This window comes from Actinomadura geliboluensis (genome assembly GCF_005889745.1).
Classification (GTDB): domain Bacteria; phylum Actinomycetota; class Actinomycetes; order Streptosporangiales; family Streptosporangiaceae; genus Spirillospora; species Spirillospora geliboluensis.
Window position 1 is genome coordinate 1 of the sequence record NZ_VCKZ01000034.1, and the last position, 24,641, is coordinate 24,641.

The following is a 24,641-nucleotide window of genomic DNA, read 5'->3' on the forward strand; positions in this document are numbered from 1 at the left end:
TGGCGCGGGGGATGGTCTTCTCCGGCTCCTGGACGTCCTCGGCGGGGACGGTGGCCGACTCCAGCCCGATGAACGACCACAGCGTCAGCGCCGCCGCCGCGGTCACCGCGCCGAACGCGCTGCCGCCGCCGGCGTTGAACTCCCCGAAGTTGCCCGACTCGATGAAGAACAGCCCGCCGACCGCGATCATCAGCAGCGGCACCAGCTTGACGACGGTGGTGACGACCTGGACGGCGCCGCCCTCGCGGACGCCGTAGGCGTTGACCGCGGTCAGCAGCCAGATCGTCGCGACCCCCACCGCCGCGGCCGCCACCTTGTCCTGGCCCAGCGACGGCCAGAAGTGCGCCAGGTAGCCCACGAACGCCACCGCGATCGCCGCATTCCCCGCCCACACCGCGATCCAGTAGCCCCACGCCGTCTGGAACCCCACGAAATCACCGAACGCGCGCCGCGCGTAGGCGTACGGGCCCCCGGTCCGCGGGTAGGCCCGCGACAGGCGTGCGAACACCAGCGCCAGCAGGATCGCCCCCGCCGCGGTGAACCCCCACGCCACCAGGCTGATCGGCCCGAACTCCGCCAGCGAGCTGGGCAGCAGGAACACACCCGACCCGATCATGTTGCCCACCACCAGAGCCGTGGCCATCCACAACCCCAGCTTCCGGCGAGCCGGTCTCGCACTCATCAGCGCCTCCTCTCATCGGCGGCTGATCGCCGCGATCTCAGCCGATCACCGAGGCCGCGGGCCGGGCGCCGGGCGTCTGTCCCCGGGCCGGCAGACCAACGTCCTGTTCCGCTTGGCCCGCCGGACCCGATCCGGACATGCGGCATCCGGCGCACCGGGATCGGTGGGTCACTCGTAGGGACGGACGACCGCGACGGGGCAGCGGGCGTGGTGGATCAGCCCGTGGCTGACCGAGCCGAGCGGGAACGACCGTCCCCGGGAGCCGACGACGACAAGGCCGGCACCGGCCGAGGTACGGCCGAGCGCCTCGACCGGGTGGCCGATGACGACGTCCTCGATGACCTCGACGTCCGGGTGCCGGGTCCGCCAAGGCGCCAGCGTGGCGGCGAGGTGTTCGCGGCGTGTGTCGGCGATGATCTGCAGGTCCACGCCCGCTTCGACGGCGAGCGGTGCGGGATGCCAGGCGTGCAGCGCGCGCAGCCGCGCTTCGCGTGCGGCCGCTGCGGCGAACGCGTGGTCGAGCGCGGCCGCGGGATCCTCGACCAGGTCCAGCCCGATCACGATCTCGCCGGACGCGGGCTCGTCCTGGCCGCGCACCACGATCACCGGGCCGGGGTAGCGCCCGGCAAGACGCAGGGCGGTGGAGCCGAGGAGCAGCCCCGCGAAACCGCCCCGCCCGCGGTGCCCGACGACGACCTCGGTGGCGTCGCCGGCGTACTGGCGGAGCCCGGCCGGCACGTTCCGCTCATGGACGAGCATGGTCTCCACGGTGAGTTCCGGCTGCTGCCGCAGCGCCTGGGCCCGCCCGTCCTCCAGGATCCGGGTCGCCGCCCGGACGAGTTCCTCCGAGATCCCGTCTGTCGTGCGTCCCGGCAGGTCCAGCGTCGCCGACTCCACGACATGGACCAGATTCAGGGACTTCCCGAACCGTGCGGCCTCGTCCGCGGCCCAGGTGATGGCGTGGTCGGAAGCGGACGAGCCGTCGACTCCGACGAGAACTGTCGTTCGTTGCGCGGACATGTGCGTCTCCTTGGGGGCCCGTCATTTGGACCAGCCCCTTCAGGGTTGTTCTGGGCGGATGTGCGTTCCAGGGACTTTCGTCATCGCGGGCGCGGCCGTTCGGCCCGTGCCGGCGTCCGCGTTCGGTGAAGCAGTGCGTTCAAGCTCTGGAGGGAGGGGATGTAGGGGTCCAAGGGGGCACGCGCAAGGCGGGGAGACGGCATGAGCTCAGAGACGGTCACCGGTGTCGTCGCCGGTTACGACGGTTCGCAGAACGGCGTCCACGCCTTGGACTGGGCCGCCGAGGAGGCCCGGGCACGCGGCCTGCCCCTGACCGTGATCCACGCGTGGCAGCCCTACGGCGGAGGCTCGATGGCCATGCCGATGGTGGACCTGGGGCCTCTGGCGCAGGAGACCTTGGACGGTGGAGTCGAGCACGTCCGGAAGCAGGCGTCCGATGTGCCGGTCCAGGGGGTGCTCGAATGCGGGCGGCCCGCCGCCAAGCTGATCGAGGCGGGCAAGAGCGCCGCCCTGATCGTGCTGGGGCCGCGGGGCCTCGGCGGGTTCACCGGCCTGCTGCTCGGGTCGGTCAGTGCCCAGGTGGCCGCGCACGCTTCGTGTCCCGTGGTCATCGCCAGGGGCGCTCCGGACCGGCAGCCGGGGACGGAGCCGGGCCGTGCCGTGGTCGGCGTGGACGGTTCACCGGCATCCCAGGCCGCGCTGGCGATGGCGTTCGCCGAGGCTGAACTGCACGGACTGTCCCTGCACGCGGTGGCGGCCTGGGAGCCGGCGCCGTTGAAGGATCTTCCGCCGCTGGTCGACGAGACCGGCATGCGGGAGGCGGCCACGGCACGGCTGGAGCAGTTGACGGCCCCGTTGCGGGACCTTCACCCGGGAGTGGACGCGCAGGCCGAGGTCCTGGTCGGCCATCCGCGTGAAGTCCTGCTGAATGCCGCGCAGGGCGCGCGTCTACTCGTCGTCGGCTCGCGGGGGCTGGGCGGCTTCCGCGGCCTCCTGCTCGGATCGGTCAGCCATGCCCTGCTGCAGTACGCGCCCTGCTCGGTAGCGGTCGTCCACGCACCCCCGAACCCCACCGACTAGCCCTCACCGGAATCCACGGCTGCTCAGCGGCTGATCGACCCTCACCCACGCCGCAGAGGCCCGGCGGCCAGTGCCACCGGCCTGTGTCCCGCTCCTCCAAGGCCGAAGGTCCGCCCTGCAAGGGGGCGGAAGCCTCTGAAAGCTCATCGGGCAGAGGGGAAGCGTGGAGAGGACAGCCGAGAGGGGATGGGAACAATGAGAACGACCCTTCGCAGCACCGCGTTCACCGTTCTCGCGGTCGGCGCCTACGCGGCCCTGGTGCGTCCTCGCCTGCTGCGCTGGGGCGCGACGCGGGAAGAGGCGAGCACGTCCTATCCCGGTGACGATCTCATTCAGGGGGCGACCGCGCAGTCGACCATGGCGGTCTCGCTGCCCGCGCCGCCCGAGGACGTCTGGCCGTGGCTGGTCCAGATGGGATGCGGGCGGGCCGGCTGGTACAGCTGGGACCTCCTCGACAACAGGGGTGAGCGGAGCGCCGCCGAGATCCATCCCGGGTGGCAGGACGTGGCCGTCGGCACCCGCTTGCCCGCGGTGCCCAGCGGGGCGGTCTACTTCGTCGTCGCGGTCCTCGACCCCGCGAGGACGCTGGTGCTCAGGTCCGACCTCGAACTTCCGTCCGGACGGCCGTTCGACCCGCGCGGCCCGATGCCCGAGGCGTACACCGACGGGATCTGGGCCTTCCACCTGAGGCCGCTGCCCGGCGGCGGGACGAGGCTGATCGTCCGGACGCGCGGCCGCGGGAGGCCGGCCGCGGCGGACCGGCTCGTGGGCCGCCTCTTCGGCGAGCCCGCGCATTTCCTCATGCAGCACCGGCAGTTCCGGAACCTCCGCAGGCGCGTCCGGCGGGACGGCCCGCCCGTTCAGCCGACCGTGCGGGACATCCCTGAATCGGTGGGAGCCAAGGCGCCACACCGTGAGACCAAGACCAAAGGCGGCGGCACATGAGCGAACAGCCCATCACCGGCGTGGTCGTCGGGTACGACGGTTCGGAGGGCAGTGTCCACGCCCTTGAGTGGGCCGCCGACGCGGCGCGAATGCGGGATGTGCCGCTGACCGTGCTCCACGCATGGGACGTCCGCGTCGGACGCCCGGCCACCATGCCCGCCATCGACCCGAGGGCCGTGGCCGAGGACATCCTGAACGGCGGTATCGAGCGCGCCCGGAGGGCGGCGCCCGACCTCAAGGTGCAGGCGGTCCTCGCGCGGGCGCCCGCCGCCGCCAAGCTGATCGAGGTCGGCGGGAGCGCCGACCTGGTGGTGCTGGGGCCCCGGGGCACCGGCGGCTTCCCGGGCCTGCTGCTCGGTTCCGTGGGGGCGCAGGTGGCCGCGCATGCCGCGTGTCCCGTCGTGCTCGTCCGCGGCCGCCTTGATCTGGGTCCGGGCCGGATCATCGCCGGAGTGGACGGTTCCCCGGCGTCCCGGTCGGCGTTGGCACTGGCCTTCGCCGAGGCGGAGGGGCGAGGGTCCGCTCTGAGCGTGGTGGTCGCCTGGGAGCCGGTGTCCGGGAGGGATCTGCCGCCGTTGGTGGACGAGGCCGATCTGCGGTCCGCGGCCGAGGCGCGGCTGGCCCGGTGGATGCGCCCGCTGCGCGAGCGCCATCCGGGGGTGGACGCCGAGATCGATGTCGTGATCGGACAGGCGAGGGAGGTGCTGATGGACGCGGCCGCCGGAGCACGCCTGCTCGTCGTCGGCTCGCGGGGGCTGGGCGGATTCCGCGGGCTGCTGCTCGGCTCGGTCAGCCACACGCTGGTCCATCATGCGCCCTGCCCGGTGGCGGTCGTCCACGCCTCCACGGGGAACGATGTCTAGACCGGCCGGGGCGGCCTTCCCGGCTCGGAACATACGGGCCCTGGGAAGCCGCCCGGCCCGGCACTCAGAGCGGAGGCTCGCGCTCATGGGTGTGAAACCCGCCTGATCGTTGGGAGGAGCCCATGCCCGTACCGGTCGTTGTGGGAACGGATGGGTCCGGCGCCGCGAAGCGTGCCGTCGAGTGGGCGGCCGCCGATGCGGCGCGGCGCCACCGGCCGCTGCACATCGTGCACGCGGCGCGGATCTGGCCGTATCAGGTTCGCCGGTTCACCCCGCCCGATGGCTTGGAGCGAGCGTCACGTGCGGGAAGCGACGTCCTGCTGGAGGCCGAGAAACACGTGCGGGCCCGCTGGCCTGAGCTGCGAGTGACCACCGCGCTGGCGGTCAACACGCCGCCCGACGCGCTGCGGGACGAGTCGGAGAAGGCTCTGGAACTGGTCGTCGGCCAGCGCGGGCGCGGCGGCTTCGTCGGTCTGCTGCTCGGTTCCGTGAGCCTTCGCGTGGCCGGGCACTCGCCCGTCCCGGTCGTGGTCGTGCGCGGGGAAGCGGGCGCCGACCGCGGGGAGGTCGCGGTGGGATGGGACATCGAGGACGAGGCGGTCGACGTGCTGGAGTACGCCTTCGACGCCGCCGCCGTCCGCGGGGCGCGGCTGCGCGTCGTGCACGCCTGGCAGATCCCCGCGAGCCTCACCGAGTCCGGGTACGCCGTTGACGAGGACCAGATGAACGACGAGCGGCGTGCGGGCGTCATCGCCGCCTACGCCCCGCTGCGCGAGCAGTATCCGCTGGTCGAGGTGGTGAACGAGGTGATCGTCGGGCACCCGGTGTCCGCCCTGTCCAAGGTGTCGCGGACGGCTGATCTCCTCGTCGTCGGTGTGAGCCGTCACCGGTCGGGCCTGCCCGGGCTCGGCTCCGTCGTCCACGGCGCGATCCATCACGCGGAATGCCCGGTCGCGGTCGTCGGCCCGTCCCGGTGAGAAGCGCCGGGCCGTTCGCATCGACGAGCGGGAACCTCCGAACGGGCCGTCCTACAAGCCCTGACCTGGCGGGGAGACGGCTAGGGCGACGTCTCCGAAGCCGGATGTGCGCCAGGTGGAGCAGTCCGAGGCCACGGCCAGTGCTTCGATGCCGGGATGCGCCTCCACCCAGGTGCGTGCGGCGCCGCCCATGGCGAAGGCGGCGGTGGCGAGGGCGTCGACGTCGGTCAGGTGGCGTCCGACCAGGGTGATCGACGCGAGGCCGGTGGCGGGGCGTCCGGTGCGGGGGTCGATGATGTGGGCGCCGCGTTCGGCGGTGCCGGAGGTGGCGACCGCGAGGTCGTGTCCGGTCACGGCGGCGATGAGCCGGTCGCGGTGGTGCGGATCGGAGAGGCCGATCTGCCATGGCCGTCCTGGACCGGCCTCCCCGCGCGCCTGGATGTCGCCGCCGCCGTTCACGCAGTGGTCGAGGACGCCGGCCTCGTGCAGGATCGTGGACGCCCGCTCGACCGCCCATCCCTTGACCAGGCCGCTGGGGTCGAGCCGTCCACCGGGACGGCAGGTGAACGCCCCTCTGGTGATGCGCTCCAGCACGCGGCAGCGGTGCAGGACGTCGGCGACCTCGGGATCGCATTCGCCGGCCGTGAGACGGCCGTCGGCGAGGCGGGACACCTGGCTGCCGGGACGGTACGGGGAGAACACGTGGTCGACGTGGTGCAGCCACGCGACGGCCTCTGCCAGCGCCTCGGTGACGGCGGGGGAGGGGCCCGAGCGGATGTCGAACGTGACCGCCGTCCCCATCGCGTGCTCGACGTGGCGGATCGCCTCAGGCATGGGCCTGGTCCAGGGCGCTCTGCAGGGACGTGATGTACCCCTCGCTGGTGTAGGTCGCTCCGGAGACCGCGTCGATGCGGGCGTTCCCGGCCGTGAGGGCTTCCTCGGTGAGCCGGGGCAGGGCCATGGCCGCGATCTCCCGGTCGCGGCCGTTCGAGGACGGGGCGCGCAGGACCCGGACGGCGGTGAGATGCCCCTTCGACATCGTGATCTCGACCTGGACCGGCCCGTACTCGGTGTCGACGCTCTGGCCCCGGTAGGTCCCGTTCGCGGCTGCCGCCGCGATTCCGCCGGGCGCGGGCGGTTCCGGGGAGGGCGGACGCGTCACCGGCACCGCCTGGTGGTGCGGTTTCAGCGACAGCAGCAGGACGACGCCCGCGAGGGTCGTCCCGGTGGCGATGGTGGCTCGGCGCATGCTGGGCCTCTCAGAACTCGAACGACTCGGTGCGGATGTGGCGGCGGCGCACGCCGGCCTGGCGGAGGGCCCGCAGCGCGGCGGCGGTCATACCGGGCGGCCCGCACAGGTAGACGTCGCGGTGCCGCACGTCGGGCACGATCGATCGCAGCGCGCGTCCGGTCAGCGGGAGCGAGTACTCGGACGGCTCGTCCACGAAGTAGTGCACGCGGGCACCGCGTGCGGCGGCGACGGCGTCCAGCTCGCCCCGCAGCGCCAGGTCCTCCGGGCGGCGGGCGAGGTAGACGAGGGTGACGTCGCCGGGGAGGGTTTCGAACAGGGTCCGCAGCGGGGTGACGCCGACGCCGCCGGCGAGCAGCAGGGCCCGGTCGTGGTGGGGCCGCGTGCCGGTGAAGCCGCCGTAGGGGCCCTCCGCCCACACCCGCGTGCCGGGGCGGAGGCGGGCCAGCGCGCGGCTGTGGTCTCCGGCCTCCTTGACGGTGATCCGCAGCCGGTGGCCGCGCGGCGGCTCGGACAGCGAGTACGGATTTGCCGCCCACCAGAAACCGGGCGCCAGGAACCGCCAGCGGAAGAACTGCCCCGGCTCGGCGCGCAGCCTGCCCAGGTCGCGTCCGGTCATGTAGACGGAGACGACGCCCGGCGCCTCGGTGCGGACGGCGGCGACCCGCAGCCCGTGCCGGAGCCCCCGGATGACCGGTGTGAGGAAGCGGAACCAGACGAGGAGCACGGCGACCCCGATGTACAGCGTGTACCAGGCGCCTCTCGCCCAGGCGTCATCGACGAACTGGGCGCCGTTGGCGAGCTGGTGCGAGAACGCCAGGAAGATCGCGAGGTAGGTCGCGAAGTGCAGGTAGTGCCAGGTCTCGTACCGCAGCCTGCGCCGCGCCGCCCGCGCCGAGGTGATGCCGACGCCGAGGAGCAGGAGGAACCCGGCCGTCCCCTTGAGCATCTCGGGATAGTCGAGGACGACGGTCGCCGTCTGGTGGACGACGTCCGTGCGGGACGTCACCGCGTACCCCCAGATGATCAGCAGGGCGTGCGCCAGGGCGAGCCAGACGGTGTACCGGCCGCCCATCGCGTGCCAGCGCGCCAGCCGGTCGGTGCCGACGCCGCGTTCCAGCGCCGGCACCCGCGCCATCAGGGCCAGCAGGACGGCGCATCCGTAGCCCGCGAGCAGGCCGGTGACGCGGCCCGCCTCGGTCAGCCAGCCGTCCAGCCCGGTGACCGAGCCGGTGCTCCGCCACCACAGCGCGAGCACCAGGACGGCCCCGGCATAGATCAGGACCTGGGGCCAGGAGGACGGGACGCGCCACACCGGCCGCGAAGGCCGGGCGACGGGCCGCTGGACGTCGGGTCTGGTCGTGGTCATGCCGGCCACCCTGCCTACGCAATTTCTGAGTTCCCTATGACAGCGCGGGGAAGACCCCCTTTCAGCGCCTTTTCAGAGGAAACTCAGAGGTGGGAGAGGGACCATGGCGGCACCATGACACAGGACGAATCCGGGGCCGCGGGCCTGCGCCGGGCGGACGGCACGCCCGTCCGGGTCCTGGTCGTCGACGACGAACCGGACCTCGCCGAGGTGCTGTCGCGCGTGCTGGCGTCCGAGGGCTGGGCCGTCCGCACCGCCGGCGACGGCGCCGGGGCGGTCGCCGCCGCCCGCGACTTCCGGCCCGACGCGGTCGTGCTCGACGTGATGCTCCCCGACATCGGCGGCCTCGAGGTGCTGCACCGCCTCCGCGCCGAGGCGCCGGAGGTGTGCGTGCTGTTCCTGACCGCGCGCGACGCCGTCGAGGACCGCATCGCCGGGATCACCGCGGGCGGCGACGACTACGTGACCAAGCCGTTCAGCCTGGAGGAGGTTCTGGCGCGGCTGCGCGGGCTGCTGCGCCGCGCCGGCATGGCCCGGCGGACGGAGGCCGCGCGGCTGCTCACCGTCGGCGGCCTCACCCTGGACGAGGACGCCCGCGAGGTGACCCGCGACGGGCGGCTCGTCGAACTGACCCCCACCGAGTTCGAACTGCTGCGGTTCCTGATGCGCAACCCGCGCCGGGTGCTGTCCAAGGCGCAGATCCTCGACCGCGTCTGGGACTACGACTTCGGCGGCCAGGCCCACGTCGTCGAGCTGTACATCAGCTACCTGCGCAAGAAGATCGACGCGGGCCGGGAACCGATGATCCACACCGTCCGCGGCGTCGGGTACGTCCTGCGGCCGGCGGCCCCGTGAGGGGCCCGCGCACGCTGCGGGCCCGGCTCACCGCCGGGCTGGTCGTCCTGCTCGCGCTGAGCTGCCTCGCCGTCGGGATCGCCACCGCGGCGGCGCTCGACCGGTTCCTCGTCGGCCGGCTGGACGAGCAGCTGGCCGCGTCCGGCGGCAGGTTCCCGGCGAGCCTGGAGCACGAGCGGCGCCCGGACGCCGACAACGGCCCCGACACCCGCGGGCAGGCGCCGGGGACCTTCGGCGCGCGGCTGTTCGGGGGCTCGGTGACACAGGCCGTGGTCGTCCGCGGCGACGCCGTCGAGCCGGTTCCGCTCACCGCCGCCGACCGGCGCGCCCTGGCCGCCCTCCCGCCCGGCGGCCGCAGCAGGTCGCTGTCCCTGTCGGCGCTGGAGGAGTACCGGGTGGCGGCGGTGCGCGGCGACGACGGCGACGTGCTGGTCACCGGGCTGCCGCTGCATCCCGCAGAGGAGACCCTGCACCGGCTGGTCCTGGTCGAGGCCGCCGTCTTCGCGGCCGTGCTCGCCGCCGCCGGGATCGCGGCGGCGGCCTGGGTGCGGCTCGCGCTGCGTCCGCTGCGCCGGGTCGCGGCCACCGCGTCCCGGGTGACCGAGCTGCCGCTGGCCAGCGGCGAGGTGGCGATGCCGGAGCGGGTCCCCGACACCGACCCCCGCACCGAGGTCGGCCAGGTCGGTGCGGCGCTGAACCGGATGCTCGGCCACGTCGAGACCGCGCTGGCGCGCAGGCACGCGAGCGAGGAGCGGCTGCGCCGGTTCGCCGCCGACGCCAGCCACGAGCTCCGCACGCCCGTCGCCGCCATCCGCGGGCACGCCGAGCTGGCGCTGCGCACGTCCGAGCCCGTCCCGGCGGACGTGCGGCACGCGCTCGGACGCATCGAGGCCGAGTCGGTGCGCATGTCCGAACTGGTCGACGACCTGCTCCTGCTCGCGCGCCTGGACGCCGGCCGCCCGCTCGAAGCCCGTCCGGTCGACCTCACCCGCCTCGTCCTGGACGCCACCGCCGACGCCCGCGCCGCCGGCCCGGACCACCGCTGGGAGTTGGTGCTCCCCGAGGAACCGGTGACCGTCACCGGCGACGACCGGCGCCTCCACCAGCTGATCGCCAACCTGCTCGCCAACGCCCGCACCCACACGCCGCCCGGCACCCACGTCACCGTCCGGCTCGCGGTGCGCGGCGAGAGCGTCGTCCTCGACGTGGAGGACGACGGCCCCGGCATCCCGCCCGACCTGCGGGACGAGATCTTCGACCGGTTCGTCCGCGCCGACCCCGGCCGCGCCCGCACCGCGGGCGGCACGGGCCTGGGGCTGGCGATCGTCCAGGCGGTGGCCGTCGCGCACGGCGGACGCGCCGAACTCGCCGACGCCGGCCACACGGTCTTCCGCGTCACACTCCCGGCCGCGGGCCGGTGAGCGGAGCCGGCCGAAGGACCATCGTCCCGGCCGCCGGTGACCTTGGAGCGCTGACCCGCGACCCGCCCCGCCGGACGCTGGAGACATGAACAAGGTCGCCGAGCGTCGGCAGCGCGTGGACGTGGCGAGCCTCGAACCGCTGCTGCGGCCCCGGGCGAGCGATTCGACGGGGATCTGAAGGGCATGTTCGTCCAGGCCATGGCGGATCAGGGCGTCGAAGTGCCGCGCGGCGCCGTCCAGGACGAGGTGTGCGGAACAGTGGTGGTCTTCGCTCCCGACCCGCGACGTCACCGCTGAGCCATGCCCGCCAGACGACACCACGCGGGCACCGCGACCGGCCAGGCCGAGCCGAGCGCCGATCCGCGGGAACCCCTGCCGCTGCTGCGCAGGGAACTGGGCACCGGAGACCGGGGCCTGTCCGCGCGCGAGGCGGCCCGGCGGCTGGCGGTCTACGGGCCCAACCAGGTGCGGCGCCGGGAGAAGCGGTCCCTGGTGCGGCTGCTGACGGGCCAGCTCGCCCATCCGCTGGCGCTGCTGCTGTGGGGCGCCGGCGCGCTGGCGTTCATCGCCGGGATGGCGGTGCTGGGCTGGGCGATCCTCGCGGTCATCCTGATCAACGCCGTCTTCGCGCTGCTGCAGGAGCACCAGGCCGAACGCGCGGTGGAGGCGCTGGCGGCCTACCTGCCCGAGCAGGCCCACGTCGTCCGGGACGGACGGAGGCAGGCCGTCGAGGCCGCCGGGCTGGTGCCGGGCGACCTGATCGTGCTGGCGGAGGGCGACAAGATCCCCGCCGACGCGCGGCTGACCGACGGGGCGGTGGAGGTCGACCTGTCGATGCTGACCGGCGAGTCGGCGCCGGTGGAGCGGGTCGCCGCTCCCGCGCGGGAGGGCGCCCCGCTGCTGCGCGAACCGAACCTGGTGTTCTCCGGGACGACCTGCACCGGCGGCGAGGCGCGGGCGATCGTCTTCGCGACCGGCGGGCACACCGAACTCGGCCGCATCGCCGCCCTCAGCCAGCGCGCGCCCCGCCGCGACAGCCCGCTGGAGGTGCAGGTCAAGAAGGTCGCCTGGCTGATCGCGGCGGTCGCGGTCGGCATGGGCGCGGTGTTCCTGCTGATCGGCGCGCTGGTCGGGCTGCCGCTCAGGGACGCGCTGATGTTCGCCATCGGCCTGCTGGTCGCCAACGTCCCCGAAGGGCTCCTGCCGACCATCACGCTCGCGCTGGCGGTCGGCGTCCGCGTCCTGGCGAAGCAGGGCGCGGTCGTCAAGCGGCTCAGCGCGGTGGAGACGCTCGGCTCCACCAACGTCATCTGCACCGACAAGACCGGCACCCTGACCCAGAACCGGATGCGCCTCCAGGCCCACTGGACCCCGGAGACCGGGATCGTCACCACCGCGGCTCCGCCCCCGGCGCTCGCGGAGGCGATGACCGAATGCACCACGGTCTCCGTCGCCGAGAGCGGCGGCCTGCAGGGCGACCCGACCGAGATCGCCCTGGTCGAGGGGGCCGGGACCGACGCCGCCGCGCTGCCGGCCGCCCGCGACGACCGGCGCCGCGCGATCTTCCGGTTCGACGCGCGGCTGCGGCTGATGTCCACGGTCGGGCAGCACGGCGACCGCCTCACCGTCTACGTCAAGGGCGCGCCCGAAGCCGTCCTGGCCCGCACCACCGGAGCCGACCGCGCCACGGTCATGGCCATCGTGGACGACCTCGCGCGGCGGGGGCTGCGGGTGCTGGCGGTCGCCGTCCGGGAGCTGCCGCCCGGCGGGGAGGTGCCCGAGCGCCGGGAGGAGGCCGAGACCGGGCTGCGCCTCCTCGGCCTGGTCGGACTGTACGATCCGCCGCGCCCGCAGGTCGCCGACGCCGTCCGCCGCTGCCACGACGCCGGGCTGCGCGTCCACATCGTGACCGGCGACAACGGCGCCACGGCCGCCGCCGTCGCCGCCGAGGTCGGCATCGGCGTCCCGCGCCTGCGGGTCGTCGCCGAATCCGAGGAGGTCCACGACGACGCGCTCGACGAGCTGCTGACCGGCGACGCCGAGATCGTCTTCGCCCGCTCGTCCCCGGAGACCAAGCTGAAGGTCGCCGACGCGCTGCGCGCCCACGGCCGGGTGGTGGCGATGACCGGGGACGGCGCCAACGACGCGCCGGCCCTGCACCAGGCCCACATCGGCGTGGCGATGGGACGTTCGGGCACCGACGTGGCCCGCGAGGCGTCCACCATGGTGCTGACCGACGACAACTTCGCGACCATCGTCACCGCGATCGAATCCGGGCGCCGCGTCTACGACAACGTCCGCAAGTTCATCCTGTACATCTTCGCGCACGCCGTCCCGGAGATCGTGCCGTTCCTGGTGTTCGCGCTGAGCGGCGGCCTGGTGCCCCTCCCGCTCACCGTCCTGCAGATCCTCGCGATCGACCTCGGCACCGAGACGCTGCCCGCGCTCGCGCTCGGCCGCGAACCCGCCGAGCCCGGCATCATGAACCGCCCGCCGCGCCCGTCCTCCCAGGGCGTCATCTCCCGCGACATGCTGATCCGCGCCTGGGGCTACCTGGGCCTGGTCTCCGCCGCCCTGGTCATGCTCGTGTTCTTCTACGTCCTGTGGCGCGCCGGCTGGCACCCCGGCGATCCCACCGGCAAGGGCGCCGCCCTGCACCACGCCTACCTGACCGCCACGACGGCGACGTTCGCGGGCCTGGTCACGTGCCAGATCGGCACCGCCATGGCCGCCCGCACCGACCACGCGTCCCTCCGCGAGGTCGGCCTCGCCAGCAACCCGCTCCTGCTCGCCGGCATCGCCTTCGAGGTGCTGTTCGCCGCCGCCCTGATCTACCTGCCGCCGCTGCAGGACCTGTTCGGCACCGCCGCCCTGCCCTGGGACGTCCTGGCGATCATCGCCGTGTTCCCGCTCATCGTCTGGGGCACCGACGAGCTCCGCCGCTGGAACCGCCGCCGGGCCGGCCGGCAGGCCCGCCCCGGCGAAGCGTGACGGTTCGGTGCGTCAGGGCCGGGAGGCGTCGTGGACGTCGGCGAGGACGAAGTAGTTCTCCTCCTCCTGCGCGAAATGCAGCCGCAGGACCGCGTACAGCTCCTGGACGGTCCGGCGCAGATCCGCCACCGGCTCGCCCGCGGCGGGCGCGGCGCGCAGCTCCGTGATGAGGGCGCCGATGCGGCGCGTCAGCTCGGCGATCTCGGTATGGCCGCGGCTCATCGCCCCGGTGGGGTCGGCGCCGCCGAGAGCCTTCGCGACCGCCGGGTAGAGCAGCCGCTCATCCTTGCGCTCATGTTCGGCGAGGTCGGTCAGGAAGCCCGTCAGCGCGTCGAACGCGTCGTCGCGCTCCCGCCCCTCGGACGCCGCGATCGTGTCCGCCAGGACGGGCAGCCGGTCGATGCGCGGCCACAGGGCCCGGTGCTCCTCGTCCAGCCGCCGGACGAGCTCGGCGGCGTCGCCGCGCAGCCGCGGCTCCCGGTCGCGCCCCGGGCCGAGCGCGCGCAGCGCGGCGAGGATCGCGGCCACGTCGATGCCCTCCTGGAGCAGCGCGCCCGCCGCCGGGGCCAGCAGGCCGAACGCCGCGGCGACCATCGCGGCCAGCGACAGCCCCATGCCGACGACCACGCTCTGCCGCGCGACCGACCGGGTGCGCCGCGCGATCGCGAGCGTCTCGGCCAGCCGCTCCAGCCGGTCCACCGTGATCACCACGTCCGCCGCCTCCGACGACGCCGTGGCGCCCCGGGCGCCGAGCGCGACGCCGACCCCGGCCGCGGCCAGCGCGGGCGCGTCGTTGACCCCGTCCCCGACCATCACGGTCGCCGCCCGCTCGCTCTCCGCGCGGGCGACGCCCACCTTCTCCGCGGGAGTGAGGCCGGAGTGCACGGTGTCCGCGCCGATCAGCCGGCCGATCGAGTCCGCGACGTCCGCGCGATCGCCGGTCACCATCACGGTGCGCTCGATGCCGGCCCGGCGCAGCAGGCGGAAGGTGCGCGGCGCGTCCGGGCGGATCCGGTCGCGCAGCAGCAGGACGGCCGCGACCCGCCCGTCCACCCCGACGAACACGGTGATCGCGCCGTGCGCGGCGGCCCGGCGGCGTACCCGCTCCAACCAGGCCGGGTCGGCTTCACCGGCCCAGCTCGCCTTCCCGACGCTCACCCGACGGCCGCCCACAACGCCGCGCACGCCCTGCCCGGCGGTCTCGGCGACGTCCGACGGCGCGTCGAGCGGCAGCCCGCGTTCACGAGCGCCCCGCACGATCGCCGAGGCCAGCACGTGCGGCGACACCTGGTCGAGCGAGGCCGCCAGGGCCAGCGGATCACCGGCGGGCGCCGGACGGGCGGGGACGACCTCGGCGAGCGCGGGATGCCCGGTGGTGACGGTGCCGGTCTTGTCGAACAGCAGCACCCGCGCCCCGGCGAGCCGCTCCAGCGCGCTCCCGCCCTTCACCACCACGCCCCGCCGCGCGCAGCGCGACAGGCCGGACACGAACGCGATCGGCGCGGCCAGGATCAGCGGGCAGGGCGTCGCCACGACCAGCACCGCCACGGCCCGCACCGGATCCCCGGCGGCCAGCCACGCCGCCCCGGCCACTGCCAGCGTCACCGGGATGAACAGGGCCGAGTACCGGTCGGCGAGCCGCACGAACGGCGCGCTCTCCGCCGCGGCCTCCTCGGTCAGCCGGACGATCCCCGCGTAGGTGCTGGAGGCCGCGTCGTTCGTCGCGCGGAGCTCGAAGGGCCGCCCCGAATTGACGGCGCCGCTGCGCACCTCGCCGCCCGCCGGATGCTCCACCGGCAGCGCCTCGCCGGTGAGCGTGGACTCGTCCAGGACGGCCGTCCCGCCCTCCACGAGCCCGTCAACCGGCACCACCTCGCCCGCGCGGACCAGCAGCCGGTCGCCGGGACGCACCTCGGCGACGTCGATCGTGTCCAGGCCGCCGCCGTCCGTCCGGCGGTGCGCGACGCGGGGCGCGAGCGACAGCAGCGCACCCAGGTCGCGGCGGGCCCGCCGCCCCGCGCGGTCCTCCAGCAGCCGCCCGCCGGTCAGCATCACCGCGATCACCGCACCGGCGAGGGCCTCGCCGACCGCGATCGTCCCCGCCAGCGCGAGGACCGCGATCACATCGCTGCCGAACCTGCGGTGCAGCAGCCCGGCCACCACCCACCAGACCGCCGGGACGAGTGCCAGCACCGTCACCAGCAGCCAGATCAGGTCGCCGGCGGGAGCCCCGGCCGTCCAGCGGACGGCGGCGCCCGCCACCAGCCCGCCACCGGCCAGCGCGAAGAGCACCTCGGGGCCGTGCCGCGCGAGCCCAGTCCGCATGTCCACCTCGATGTCCACCTCGCCGTTCCGTCGAAGCCCAGAACCTTCATGCTTCCCACCCAGGGCCGCGGCTCCCAGGGACGGGCGACTCTTCGGGACAGGGACCTTCGCCCCTGGGGCGGCGCGCGACGGGAGAAGAGCCTGGAAACAGGGAAGGACAACCGAAGGAGAACACGATGTCCGAGCCGATCGTCGTCGGCATCGACGGCTCCGAGGAGTCGGACCGCGCCGTGCGCTGGGCCGCGGCCGAAGCCGTCCTGCGCGAACGCGCCCTGCACATCGTCCACGCCCTGGAGAGCTGGCCCTACAAGGCGCCGCTGTTCAAGCCGGCCCAGAGCACCGAACGGATGACCCGCGCCGGGCACCGGCTGCTGACCGCGACCCGCGAGCGCATCCAGGAACAGTGGCCCGCCCTGGAGGTCACGACCGCCCTGGTCGCCGAGGAGATCCCGCAGGCCCTGCACGCCCAGTCGGACAAGGCGTTCGAACTGGTGCTCGGCAGCCGGGGCCGCGGCGGGTTCGCCAGCATGCTCCTCGGCTCCACGAGCCTGCGCATGGCCGCGCGCCCCACCGTCCCGGTCGTGATCGTGCACGGGGACGCCGCCGACCGCGGCGAGGTCGTCGTCGGCATCGACCTGCTGCGGGACGTCGGCGCCGTCCTCGACTACGCCTTCGAGACCGCCGCGCTGCGGGACGCCCGGCTGCGCGTCGTGCACGCCTGGCAGACGTTCGGCACCCTCATCGAGGCCGGGTACGCCGTCGACGGCGAGCAGATCGAACGGGACCTGCGCGCCGAGGTCGTCCAGACCTGCGCGCCGCTGCGCGCCAAGTATCCGCGCGTGGACGTCGTGGACGAGATCATCCTGGAGCACCCGGTGACCGCGCTGTCCAACGCGTCCCGCAACGCGCGCCTTCTCGTCGTCGGCGCCCACCAGCGCCGCTGGACCGCGCCCCGGCTCGGTTCGATCGCCCACGGCGTCATCCACCACGCCCGCTGCCCGGTCGCCGTCATCCCCTCGGCCTGACCCGGCGACAGAGGGGCGACGCAAATGCCATTACCGAAACAAATGGAGACCATGACCTTCTCAATCGCATGGTCGCGCACCCGTGCGGGAGTAGTGGCTCAACGGGTGCAGCGCCCATGCGGGCGGGTATAGGGCGTCGATATGAACGCAGGTGCGGGTTCTGAACGAGAGCGGATCATTCAGGTCGCGACCCGGCTGTTCGCCGACCTCGGATTCGACGGCACCACCGGCGGCATGATCGCTGAGGCCGCCGGCGTGGACACCGCCGCACTGCTGCAACAAACCGGTGGCACGCTGGAGCTTTATCACGAGGTGATGCGGCGCGCGCACCTCATCGAGCGGGAGATGCTGGAGGACGCGGTCGAGTCCATGCGCCTGACCGTGGAGGGACTCCGTGATTTCGCCGACACCTACCTGGACTTTCATCTGTCCAACCCTCACGTGGCCCGGCTGTGGCTGCACCGGTGGGTGGGGGACGCGGCCGGCAGCGCGGACTTGGAGTCCGAATACGAGCGGCCGCTGACCGACCTGGTCGGCAACGCCCTGCGGCCACTGGCGTCCCGGGGCGTCGACGTCGATTACATGCTGTGGACCTTGGTGTGGGCGATGACCGGGTTCGTCACCTACGGCGTGCCCAACCACGGCGATAAGCCCACGCCGTGGCGCGGCACCACCTCGCTGCCGCACGGCCACCGCGACACCCTTGACGCGAAGGAGATCACGCGGTTCCGCTCACACCTGCACTTGTTGATCGACCGCGTCCTGCAGGCACCGGCCTCGGACCGTCTGCCCTCCTTGTAGCCGTCATGCCTGCGGCTTCCCGGGGCAGGACGAGCAATGAAAAGGCGCACCCGCACGAGCGGGGCCCAGGCCGTCTCAACGGCCGAAGCTCGAACGGGCTGAATTCGATCAATGCAATGGAGGGGACAATGCAGATCAGTAATGTTTACCGTCCGATGGTCTTCGGCTGCCCGGCGGATGAGCGGCTGGTCGACGTGGCGCGATGGATGAGGGACAACGAGATCGGGGCCCTGGCCGTGCTCGACGGCGAGCAGGTGCTCGGGATCATCACCGAGCGCGACCTCGTCGAGGCGCTGGCGACCTCGCCCGAACCGGCCTCGCAGTTGGCCGCGGCATACGCGTCCAAGCAGATCCAGACCGCCGGGCTGGAGGAGGACGCGCGCGAGGTGGCCCGCCGGATGCTGGACGCGGGAGTCCGCCACCTGCCGGTCCAGGACCAGGGCCGCGTGGTCGGCATGGTGTCGATGCGCGATCTGCTCGCCCTGGAGACCTGGACGACCTGACATCCCCCGTGCCGCACGTGCCGCAGGCTGCCGTCCTCAGCGGCTCAGGGACTCCAGCGCCGCGGTGAGCCTCCCGGCGGCGGCCTCGGCGACCGGTTCGAGGCCGGGCTCTTCGCTCACCGTGACCATGACCTGGGGGTCCAGCGCTTCGACGAGGGTGTCGCCGTCTTCGGACCGGACGACGACATTGCAGGGCAGCAGCAGGCCGATCCGCCGGTCGGCCTCCAGCGCCCGGTGGGCGAGCGGCGGGTTGCAGGCGCCGAGGATCAGGTAGTCCTCCATCGTCTCGCCGAGCTTGTCCTGCAGCGTGGCGCGCACGTCGATCTCGGTGAGCACGCCGAACCCCTGCTCGCTCAGCGCCGCCCTGACCCGCTCGACGGCCTCGGCGAACGGCTGGTGCAGTCTGATGCTCATGCCGTAATCCATGAGATCGTCCTTTCGTCATCGACGGCCTGTGCAGGTGCCGGGTGATCGTCCTCCCCGAGCGGCTTCCTGCCGGCCGCGTTCCCTGTAGCAGGAAGCGCCGGTACGCGCGCCTCGTGGTACCCCTGCCCGTATGTGAACGCCTGGAATCGACGACGGCCAGTGGTTGTTCTCATACCCGTAGGGGTATTTCAAACCGTAAGAGGGGGCTGTGATGGCCACGATCGAACTGACGCGCGAGAACTTCGAGGACGTGCTCGCCGGCGACGACATGGTCCTCATCGACTTCTGGGCCGGCTGGTGCGGGCCCTGCCGCTTCTTCGCACCCGTCTACGAGCGGGTCTCCGACGAGCACGCCGACATCGTGTTCGGCAAGGTCGACACCGAAGCCCAGCAGGAGCTGGCCGCCGCCTTCCAGATCTCCTCGATCCCGACCCTGATGATCATCCGCGACAGGGTCGTGCTGTACGCCCAGCCCGGCGCGCTGCGCGAGCCGGACCTGGAGAAGCTGATCGAGGAGGCCCGGGCCGTGGACATGGACGAGGTGCGCCGCCACGCGGCCGAGCACCAGCACAAGCACAGCGCCTGAGAAGGGAGGCGGCGACGATGGAACTGGACAAGGAGTCCTTGGCCGGGGTCGCCGTGCGGCTCCGGCGCGCCCAGGGGCAGATCGGCGGCGTCATCAAGATGATCGAGGAAGGCCGCGACTGCGCCGACCTGATCAACCAGCTCGCCGCCGCCTCACGGGCGCTCGACCGCGCGGGGTTCAAGATCATCGCAACCGGCCTCGAACAGTGCGCGGCACGCGAGGAGGACGCGGGATCGCAGCAGGCCGAGCTCGACCGGGCCCAGTTGGAGAGACTGTTCCTGACGCTCGCCTGACGCTCGCCTGACGCGGCCGAGCCCTCGGTCCGCGTCCAAGGCCGGTCGAGGAGGAAGCCATGGACAGCGCCGAGTGGGATCGCCGGTACGCCGGCAGTGAACTGGTCTGGTCGGCCGGGCCGAACCGGTGGGTGGAGGAGGTCGCGGCGGATCTGCCGCCGGGCCGTGCCCTCGACCTGGCCGCGGGCGAGGGGCGCAACGCGCTGTGGCTCGCCGAGCGCGGCTGGACGGTCACCGCGGTCGACTTCTCCGCCGCCGGGCTCGCCCGTGCCCGCTCGCTCGCCGAGCGGAGGCTCGGCGAGCACGCGGGCCGGGTCCAGCTGGTCGAAGCCGACCTGCGGGAGTACACCCCGGCCCGCCACGGCGCCGACCTTGTGATCGTCGCTTACCTCCAGGTGGACGAGCGGCTGCGCCGCGACGCCCTCCGCGCGGCGGCCGACGCGGTCGCGCCCGGTGGGCGGCTGCTCGTCGTGGCCCACGACAGCGACAATCTCGCGCACGGTTTCGGCGGACCCCCGAACCCCGCCGTCCTGTACACCGCGCAGGACGCGGCATCGGACATCGAGGGACGTGGTCTCCAGGTCCTGCGGGCGGAGCCGAGAACGCGGGAAGTCTCCACCGATGCCGGCCCGCGCACGGCCATCGATGCGTTCTTGCTCGCCCGTCGCTGACCTGCCTGCCTCGTCCCGCTGGGCCGGCCCCAACTGGCCGCGCTGACCTCCCGGTCGGAATCCATGGGCGATCTGTCGCTGTGTGGGCTTCCCGGACATAGAGGACGGCTCCCACATGGCTGTGCACGTGGGAGCCGTAGTGGGCGTCCTGCCGGGTGGGCCCGGCAGGACGCGCGGGTATCGGTCAGGCCGGGGCGTGGGCGGCGGCCCAGGCGCCGTAGCCGCCGAGCAGGTCGGCGACCCGGGTGCGGCCGGACCGGCGCAGCAGGCTCGCGGCGGCCGAGGAGCGGGCGCCGCCCGCGCAGTGGACGACGATCCGCCGGTCGGCGGGAATCGCGTCCAAGCGGCCGGGCAGCTCGGCCAGCGGGATGTTGACCGCGCCTTCGATCCTGCCGTCCGCGAGTTCGCCGGCGTTGCGGACGTCGATGAGCAGCGGCGGCTCGGCGCCCCCGAGTTCGTCGCGCAGCTGGGCGAAGGTGACCCGCTCGGCCTGGGCGATGCTCCCCTCGGGCGCCCGTGTGAAGGCGTCCTCGGGGTCTGCCAGGTAACCCGCCGCCGTGTCCAGGCCGATGCGGGCGAGACGGGTGATGATCTCCTCCGCCCGGTCTTCGGGGGCGATCACGACGATCTCCCGCCCGGGTTCGATGAGCATGCCGGCCTGCTCGGCGAACCGGCCGTCGGCGGGGACGTTGATCGAGCCGACGAGGTGGCCGGCGGCGAACTCCTGCGGGTCGCGTGCGTCGACGACGGCCGCGCCGGCGTCGCGGCGCGCCAGGACGTCGCCGAGCGGCAGTTCCCGCAGGTGCTCCTCGACCTTCAGCAGCTCCCGCTCCTTGCGGTTGAGGATCGCGTCGTAGCCGAAGTAGTTCGGGGCGGGGGGCTGGCCCTCGGTGACGATGTCGACGAACTCCCGCTCGCCCATGGGCACGCAGGCGTAGTTGCCGAGCCGCTGCGCGCCGATGGTGGACTGGAGTTCGCTCGACAGGTTCTTGCCGCAGGCCGAACCGGCACCGTGCGCGGGGAAGAGCCTGGTCTGGTCGGGCAGCGCCATCAGCTTGTGCTGGACGGTGTCGTAGAGCATCCTGCCGAGCTCGTCGGCGGAGACGCCGATGGAGGCCAGCAGGTCGGGGCGGCCGACGTCGCCGATGAACAGGGCGTCGCCGGTCAGGACGCCGTAGGGCGTGCGGTCGCCGGAGTGCTCGAAGACCAGGACGCTGATCGACTCGGGGGTGTGCCCCGGGGTCTCCAGGATCTCCAGGGTCACCTCGCCGAGGCTGATGCGCTCGCGGTCGTGCAGCTTGCGGATCGGGAACTCCGCCTCGGCGCGCGCGCCGTAGCCGATCCACGCCCCGGTGCGGGCCGCCAGTTCGAGGTGGCCGGAGATGAAGTCCGCGTGGAAGTGGGTGTTGATCACGCCCTCGATGTGAAGGCCGTTCGCCGCGGCGTCGTCGAGGTACTCGGACACGTCCCGGCGCGGGTCGACGACGACGGCGCGTCCGGTCCGCTTGTCGCCGATCAGGTAGGACGCCTGGGACAGGCACTCCAGGTAGTGCTGGGCGAAGTACATCGGCGTCTCCATCGCTTGGGTTTCCTTCCGCGGATCGGGGGTCGGGAGGGCGGCGGTCCCGCGCCGGGACCGCCGGACGGTCAAGGTGATCGCCCCGGCGAGGGCGACGAGGGCGACGGCCGCCAGGAAGATCGGCCGGGCCTGTGCAGGGAGTTCCTGCGCGACGACGAAGACGGACATCACCAGGACGAACCAGCCGAAGGCCTTGCGCAGCCGCTCGGGATCGACCTTTCCGGCGAGCCGGGAGCCGAGCAGTCCTCCGACGGCCGCCAGCGCGGTGACCGAGAGGGCGAGCGTCCAGTCGATGTGCACGCTCTGCAGGTAGCCGGCGAGTCCCGCGAAGGACTTCATCGCGATGACCAGCAGGGAGGTGCCGACGGCGATCGGCATCGGCAGCCCGCCGAGCAGGGCGAGGGCGGGCACCACCAGGAAGCCGCCGCCCGCGCCGACCAGCCCGGTGACCAGGCCGACGGCCGCGCCCTCCACGAGGATCTTGGCGAGCGGCATGTTCCCGGCGCGGTGGCCGGGTTCGGGCTCCTTCCGGCCGCGGAGCATCGCCCCGGCCGTGACGGTCATCATGATCCCGAAGGCGATCAGCAGCACGTTCGCGGGGATGAACGCGGCGAGCCTGCCTCCCGCATAGGCGCCGGCCATGCCCGCGGAGCCGAACAGCAGGCCGGTGCGCCACCGGATCCGCCCGGCCCGCGCATGCGGGACGGCCCCCACCACGCTCGTCACGCCCACGACGAACAGCGACATGGCGATCGCCTGCTTGGCGTCCACCCCGGCCAGGTAGATCAGCACCGGGGTGGTGAGGATCGAACCGCCCCCGCCGAACACCCCCAGCGTGACCCCGATCAGCACTGCCGCGGCGAGTGTGAGCGCGAGGGTCATGCCGGTCGCCCCTCCTTCGCCAACTGCGCGCTGATCGTGCCGACGTCACAGCTCGCGCCGCGGTTGAAGGGGAGCTTCGCCAGCAGCATCCCCATGGCGCAGGTGTTGGTGAGCGCCGCGAACGTCAGGCCGCCGCCGATGAAGGCCGCCACCCACTTCAGGCCGGGCACGGCCACGCTGCCCACCACGGCCGCCAGCACGATCGTCCCGGCGACGAACCGGACCTGGCGCTCCAGGTCCCAGCGGTTGCGCCCGTCCCTGTTGAGGGGTGCCCCGGCCGCCTCCCAGGCCGTGATCCCGCCTTCCAGCACGCGGGTGTTGCGCAGGCCCGCCTCGGCCAGCGCCTGCTCGCCCTGCCCGGCGCGGACGCCGGAGCGGCAGATCAGCACGACGTCCTCGTCCAGGTGGCGACACAGTTCGTCGCGGTGCTCCCGGAGCATGTCGAGCGGCACGTTGTAGGAGCCGGGGATGTGCGCCGTGGCGAATTCACCCGGCGTGCGCACGTCGAGCAGGCGGGGCGGCGTGGGGCCGTCCAGCCGGGCGCGCAGGCTCGCGGCGTCCAGTCGCGTGGGCATGTCGTTCATCGGGCCTCTTTCAACTCGAACCAGGACGCGGCCAACAAGCCACGCCAGATACCCCCTGGGGTATCCGCGAGCCCAAGGTAACCGACGGACGGACGATTCGCCAAATACCCCCGGGGGTGTCCCTAGGTGTGCGTAGACCACGACAAAGACGGCGACCTGCATGGCAGGCCGCCTTCACCTCCGCACGGCAGCACCTAGCTCCGCGCAGGTCGGTGCCCGTAGCGGCGGGTGGTGGATATAGGACGTGGCTGGTCAGGCTGAAGGAAGCCCAACACGCGCTGGGATCGCCAGTCGGGCGTGGGAAAACACGCGCACCGAGCAGCGTGGACGGCGGGGGTCGCCCACGCACGGGCACGGGAATCTCGGCGGCATCGACGCCGCCGACCGGACGTTAGGCCGGGGGCGGGTTTTCGGAGGTTCGGTGGTCTCGTGGCGGGGCGCAGGAGCCGCGTTGGATGAGTTGGGCGCCGACGCGGTAGGTGCGGCCGTTCCTGGTGGAGGGGAGCTTGTCGCGGTGGCGCTCCAGTTGCTGGAGGAGCAGGTCCATGGCGAGTTCGCCCAGCTCCCGGGCCCCGTTGTCGACGACGGTGACGGGAGGGTGCCACCAGCGCAGCCAGCTGATGTCCTCGTAGCAGATGAGGGACAGGTCGTCGGGGACGCCGACGCCGGCGGCGACGAGGGCCGGCAGGACCCCGAAGACGGCTTCGTGGTTGGCCGCGAGCAGCGCGGTCATCTCCGGGACGCGGCGCAGCAGCCGGCCGGTCGCGTCGGAGCCGAAGGCCGGCTCGAACGGGCCGCGCTCGATCAGCCGCTCGTCCACGGGCAGCCCGCGCTCGCGCAGGGCCTGCTCGTAGCCCGCGAACCGTTCCTGGCCGGAGTTCGTGTCCGAGGGGCCGCCGATGTAGCCGATGTGGCGGTGGCCGAGGTCGAGCAGGTGCCGGGTCGCTTCATGCGCTCCGTCGCGGTCGGCGGCCAGCACGGTCGGGGCGGCGCTCTCGGCGGCGCCGCGGATGAGGTTGACGACGGCGGTGCCGCTCGCCAGTAAGGCGTTGGAGGCGGCGGCGTTCGACCCCGTGCCGATCAGGATGAGGCCGTCCACGCCGTGCTCGCCGAGCGTCTTGAGGATGGTCTCCTCGCGGCGCGGGTCCGCGTCGGTGATGTAGAGCATCATCTGGTAGTCCTCGGCGGCGGCGCGGCGCTGGACGACCTCGGCGATGGTGTGGAACGAGGCGTTCACCAGGTTGCCGACGACGAGCCCGATCAGGCGCGACTGCCGGGACCGCAGCGAGCTGGCGGCACGGTTCGGCCGGTAGCCCAGCCGCCGGGCGGCGTCCTCGACCAGGGCCCGGGTCTCGGCGGCGATCAAGGACGAGCCGCTCAGCGCCCGGGAGGCGGTGCTGCGGGACACGCCGGCGGCGGCGGCCACGTCCTTCAGGGTGACGCTCATCGTGCTCCGGTTCTGCAATCGATCCCACTGGCGGAGTCATCATGCCACAGGACGATGTCCCGGGGCA

23 protein-coding genes are annotated in these 24,641 nt (G+C 73.3%); 13 read left to right on the forward strand and 10 right to left on the reverse strand.

Features of this window, described 5'->3' with window-relative positions:
* Together ETD96_RS07665 and ETD96_RS07670 are read right to left on the reverse strand one after the other, a co-directional pair.
* A partial coding sequence (locus ETD96_RS07665) for an amino acid permease (RefSeq protein ID WP_138635585.1) occupies positions 1-682 on the reverse strand: 682 nt, incomplete at its 3' end.
* A gap of 168 nt (positions 683-850) precedes the next feature.
* Positions 851-1,702, reverse strand: a complete 852-nt coding sequence (locus tag ETD96_RS07670; protein WP_138635586.1) for a universal stress protein — start codon at positions 1,700-1,702, stop codon at positions 851-853.
* 201 nt (positions 1,703-1,903) lie between these two features.
* Here ETD96_RS07670 and ETD96_RS07675 point away from each other — a divergent pair, with 201 nt between their 5' ends.
* The 4 genes from ETD96_RS07675 to ETD96_RS07690 all read left to right on the forward strand — a co-directional run bounded on the left by ETD96_RS07675 (position 1,904) and on the right by ETD96_RS07690 (position 5,567).
* Positions 1,904-2,782 carry a universal stress protein gene (locus ETD96_RS07675; protein ID WP_138635587.1) on the forward strand — a complete coding sequence of 293 codons (879 nt, stop codon included), beginning with the start codon at positions 1,904-1,906 and terminating at the stop codon, positions 2,780-2,782.
* 195 nt (positions 2,783-2,977) lie between these two features.
* Positions 2,978-3,727, forward strand: a complete 750-nt coding sequence (locus tag ETD96_RS07680; protein WP_205719155.1) for an SRPBCC family protein — start codon at positions 2,978-2,980, stop codon at positions 3,725-3,727.
* A complete protein-coding gene (locus ETD96_RS07685) occupies positions 3,724-4,590 on the forward strand; it encodes a universal stress protein (RefSeq protein ID WP_138635588.1) in 867 nt (288 codons plus the stop codon). Before ETD96_RS07680 ends, ETD96_RS07685 begins: the two co-directional genes overlap by 4 nt.
* Positions 4,591-4,712: 122 nt before the next feature.
* Entirely contained in the window at positions 4,713-5,567 is an 855-nt protein-coding gene (locus tag ETD96_RS07690; protein ID WP_138635589.1) for a universal stress protein, read from the forward strand.
* Positions 5,568-5,618: 51 nt separating this feature from the next.
* Here the strand turns inward: ETD96_RS07690 and ETD96_RS07695 are convergent, their stop codons facing one another.
* Genes ETD96_RS07695 through ETD96_RS07705 form a run of 3 tightly spaced genes read right to left on the reverse strand, consistent with a single transcriptional unit; the run spans position 5,619 to position 8,185 of the window.
* A complete protein-coding gene (locus ETD96_RS07695; RefSeq protein WP_205719156.1) occupies positions 5,619-6,401 on the reverse strand; it encodes an FAD:protein FMN transferase in 783 nt (260 codons plus the stop codon).
* Positions 6,394-6,816 (reverse strand): FMN-binding protein, encoded by a 423-nt coding sequence (locus ETD96_RS07700; protein ID WP_138635590.1) that lies wholly within the window; start codon positions 6,814-6,816, stop codon positions 6,394-6,396. Before ETD96_RS07700 ends, ETD96_RS07695 begins: the two co-directional genes overlap by 8 nt.
* A 10-nt stretch (positions 6,817-6,826) precedes the next feature.
* Positions 6,827-8,185: a ferredoxin reductase family protein gene (locus ETD96_RS07705; RefSeq protein ID WP_138635591.1), complete on the reverse strand. Its 1,359-nt coding sequence runs from the start codon at positions 8,183-8,185 to the stop codon at positions 6,827-6,829.
* A 114-nt stretch (positions 8,186-8,299) separates the two neighbouring features.
* Here ETD96_RS07705 and ETD96_RS07710 point away from each other — a divergent pair, with 114 nt between their 5' ends.
* The 3 genes from ETD96_RS07710 (at position 8,300) to ETD96_RS07720 (ending at position 13,452) form a co-directional block, all read left to right on the forward strand.
* Positions 8,300-9,040 (forward strand): response regulator transcription factor, encoded by a 741-nt coding sequence (locus ETD96_RS07710; protein ID WP_138635592.1) that lies wholly within the window; start codon positions 8,300-8,302, stop codon positions 9,038-9,040.
* Positions 9,037-10,461 (forward strand): sensor histidine kinase, encoded by a 1,425-nt coding sequence (locus ETD96_RS07715; RefSeq protein ID WP_138635593.1) that lies wholly within the window; start codon positions 9,037-9,039, stop codon positions 10,459-10,461. Before ETD96_RS07710 ends, ETD96_RS07715 begins: the two co-directional genes overlap by 4 nt.
* Before the next feature lie 300 nt (positions 10,462-10,761).
* The gene (locus ETD96_RS07720; protein WP_138635594.1) at positions 10,762-13,452 is read left to right on the forward strand and encodes a cation-translocating P-type ATPase; all 2,691 of its coding nucleotides are present in this window, start codon (positions 10,762-10,764) and stop codon (positions 13,450-13,452) included.
* 12 nt (positions 13,453-13,464) lie between these two features.
* Here ETD96_RS07720 and ETD96_RS07725 read toward each other — a convergent pair whose 3' ends face one another.
* A complete protein-coding gene (locus ETD96_RS07725) occupies positions 13,465-15,795 on the reverse strand; it encodes a heavy metal translocating P-type ATPase (protein WP_240807362.1) in 2,331 nt (776 codons plus the stop codon).
* Between the two features lie 158 nt (positions 15,796-15,953).
* Between ETD96_RS07725 and ETD96_RS07730 the strand changes: the two genes are divergently transcribed.
* The 3 genes from ETD96_RS07730 (at position 15,954) to ETD96_RS07740 (ending at position 18,106) form a co-directional block, all read left to right on the forward strand.
* On the forward strand, positions 15,954-16,802 hold the full coding sequence (locus ETD96_RS07730; RefSeq protein WP_138635596.1) for a universal stress protein: 849 nt from the start codon (positions 15,954-15,956) through the stop codon (positions 16,800-16,802).
* Between the two features lie 141 nt (positions 16,803-16,943).
* A complete protein-coding gene (locus ETD96_RS07735) occupies positions 16,944-17,603 on the forward strand; it encodes a TetR/AcrR family transcriptional regulator (RefSeq protein WP_138635597.1) in 660 nt (219 codons plus the stop codon).
* 128 nt (positions 17,604-17,731) lie between these two features.
* Positions 17,732-18,106 carry a CBS domain-containing protein gene (locus ETD96_RS07740; protein ID WP_138635598.1) on the forward strand — a complete coding sequence of 125 codons (375 nt, stop codon included), beginning with the start codon at positions 17,732-17,734 and terminating at the stop codon, positions 18,104-18,106.
* A gap of 36 nt (positions 18,107-18,142) precedes the next feature.
* Here the strand turns inward: ETD96_RS07740 and ETD96_RS07745 are convergent, their stop codons facing one another.
* Complete coding sequence (locus ETD96_RS07745) at positions 18,143-18,520, reverse strand: DUF302 domain-containing protein (RefSeq protein ID WP_240807363.1); 378 nt, start codon at positions 18,518-18,520, stop codon at positions 18,143-18,145.
* 223 nt (positions 18,521-18,743) lie between these two features.
* Here ETD96_RS07745 and trxA point away from each other — a divergent pair, with 223 nt between their 5' ends.
* The 3 genes from trxA to ETD96_RS07760 are packed head-to-tail and all read left to right on the forward strand — an operon-like array spanning position 18,744 to position 20,082.
* Complete coding sequence (gene trxA, locus ETD96_RS07750; protein WP_138635600.1) at positions 18,744-19,118, forward strand: thioredoxin; 375 nt, start codon at positions 18,744-18,746, stop codon at positions 19,116-19,118.
* Positions 19,119-19,135: 17 nt separating this feature from the next.
* Positions 19,136-19,411: a metal-sensitive transcriptional regulator gene (locus ETD96_RS07755; RefSeq protein WP_138635601.1), complete on the forward strand. Its 276-nt coding sequence runs from the start codon at positions 19,136-19,138 to the stop codon at positions 19,409-19,411.
* A gap of 59 nt (positions 19,412-19,470) precedes the next feature.
* Entirely contained in the window at positions 19,471-20,082 is a 612-nt protein-coding gene (locus ETD96_RS07760) for a class I SAM-dependent methyltransferase (protein WP_138635602.1), read from the forward strand.
* 184 nt (positions 20,083-20,266) lie between these two features.
* Here the strand turns inward: ETD96_RS07760 and ETD96_RS47895 are convergent, their stop codons facing one another.
* The 3 genes from ETD96_RS47895 to ETD96_RS07775 form a co-directional block, all read right to left on the reverse strand.
* On the reverse strand, positions 20,267-22,543 hold the full coding sequence (locus tag ETD96_RS47895) for a TSUP family transporter (protein WP_138635603.1): 2,277 nt from the start codon (positions 22,541-22,543) through the stop codon (positions 20,267-20,269).
* Positions 22,540-23,127, reverse strand: coding sequence for a rhodanese-like domain-containing protein (locus ETD96_RS07770; RefSeq protein ID WP_138635604.1), 588 nt, complete (start codon positions 23,125-23,127; stop codon positions 22,540-22,542). The genes ETD96_RS47895 and ETD96_RS07770 overlap by 4 nt, the downstream gene beginning before the upstream one ends.
* A 391-nt stretch (positions 23,128-23,518) precedes the next feature.
* Complete coding sequence (locus ETD96_RS07775) at positions 23,519-24,574, reverse strand: LacI family DNA-binding transcriptional regulator (protein WP_138635605.1); 1,056 nt, start codon at positions 24,572-24,574, stop codon at positions 23,519-23,521.
* Between the last annotated feature and the right edge of the window lie 67 nt (positions 24,575-24,641).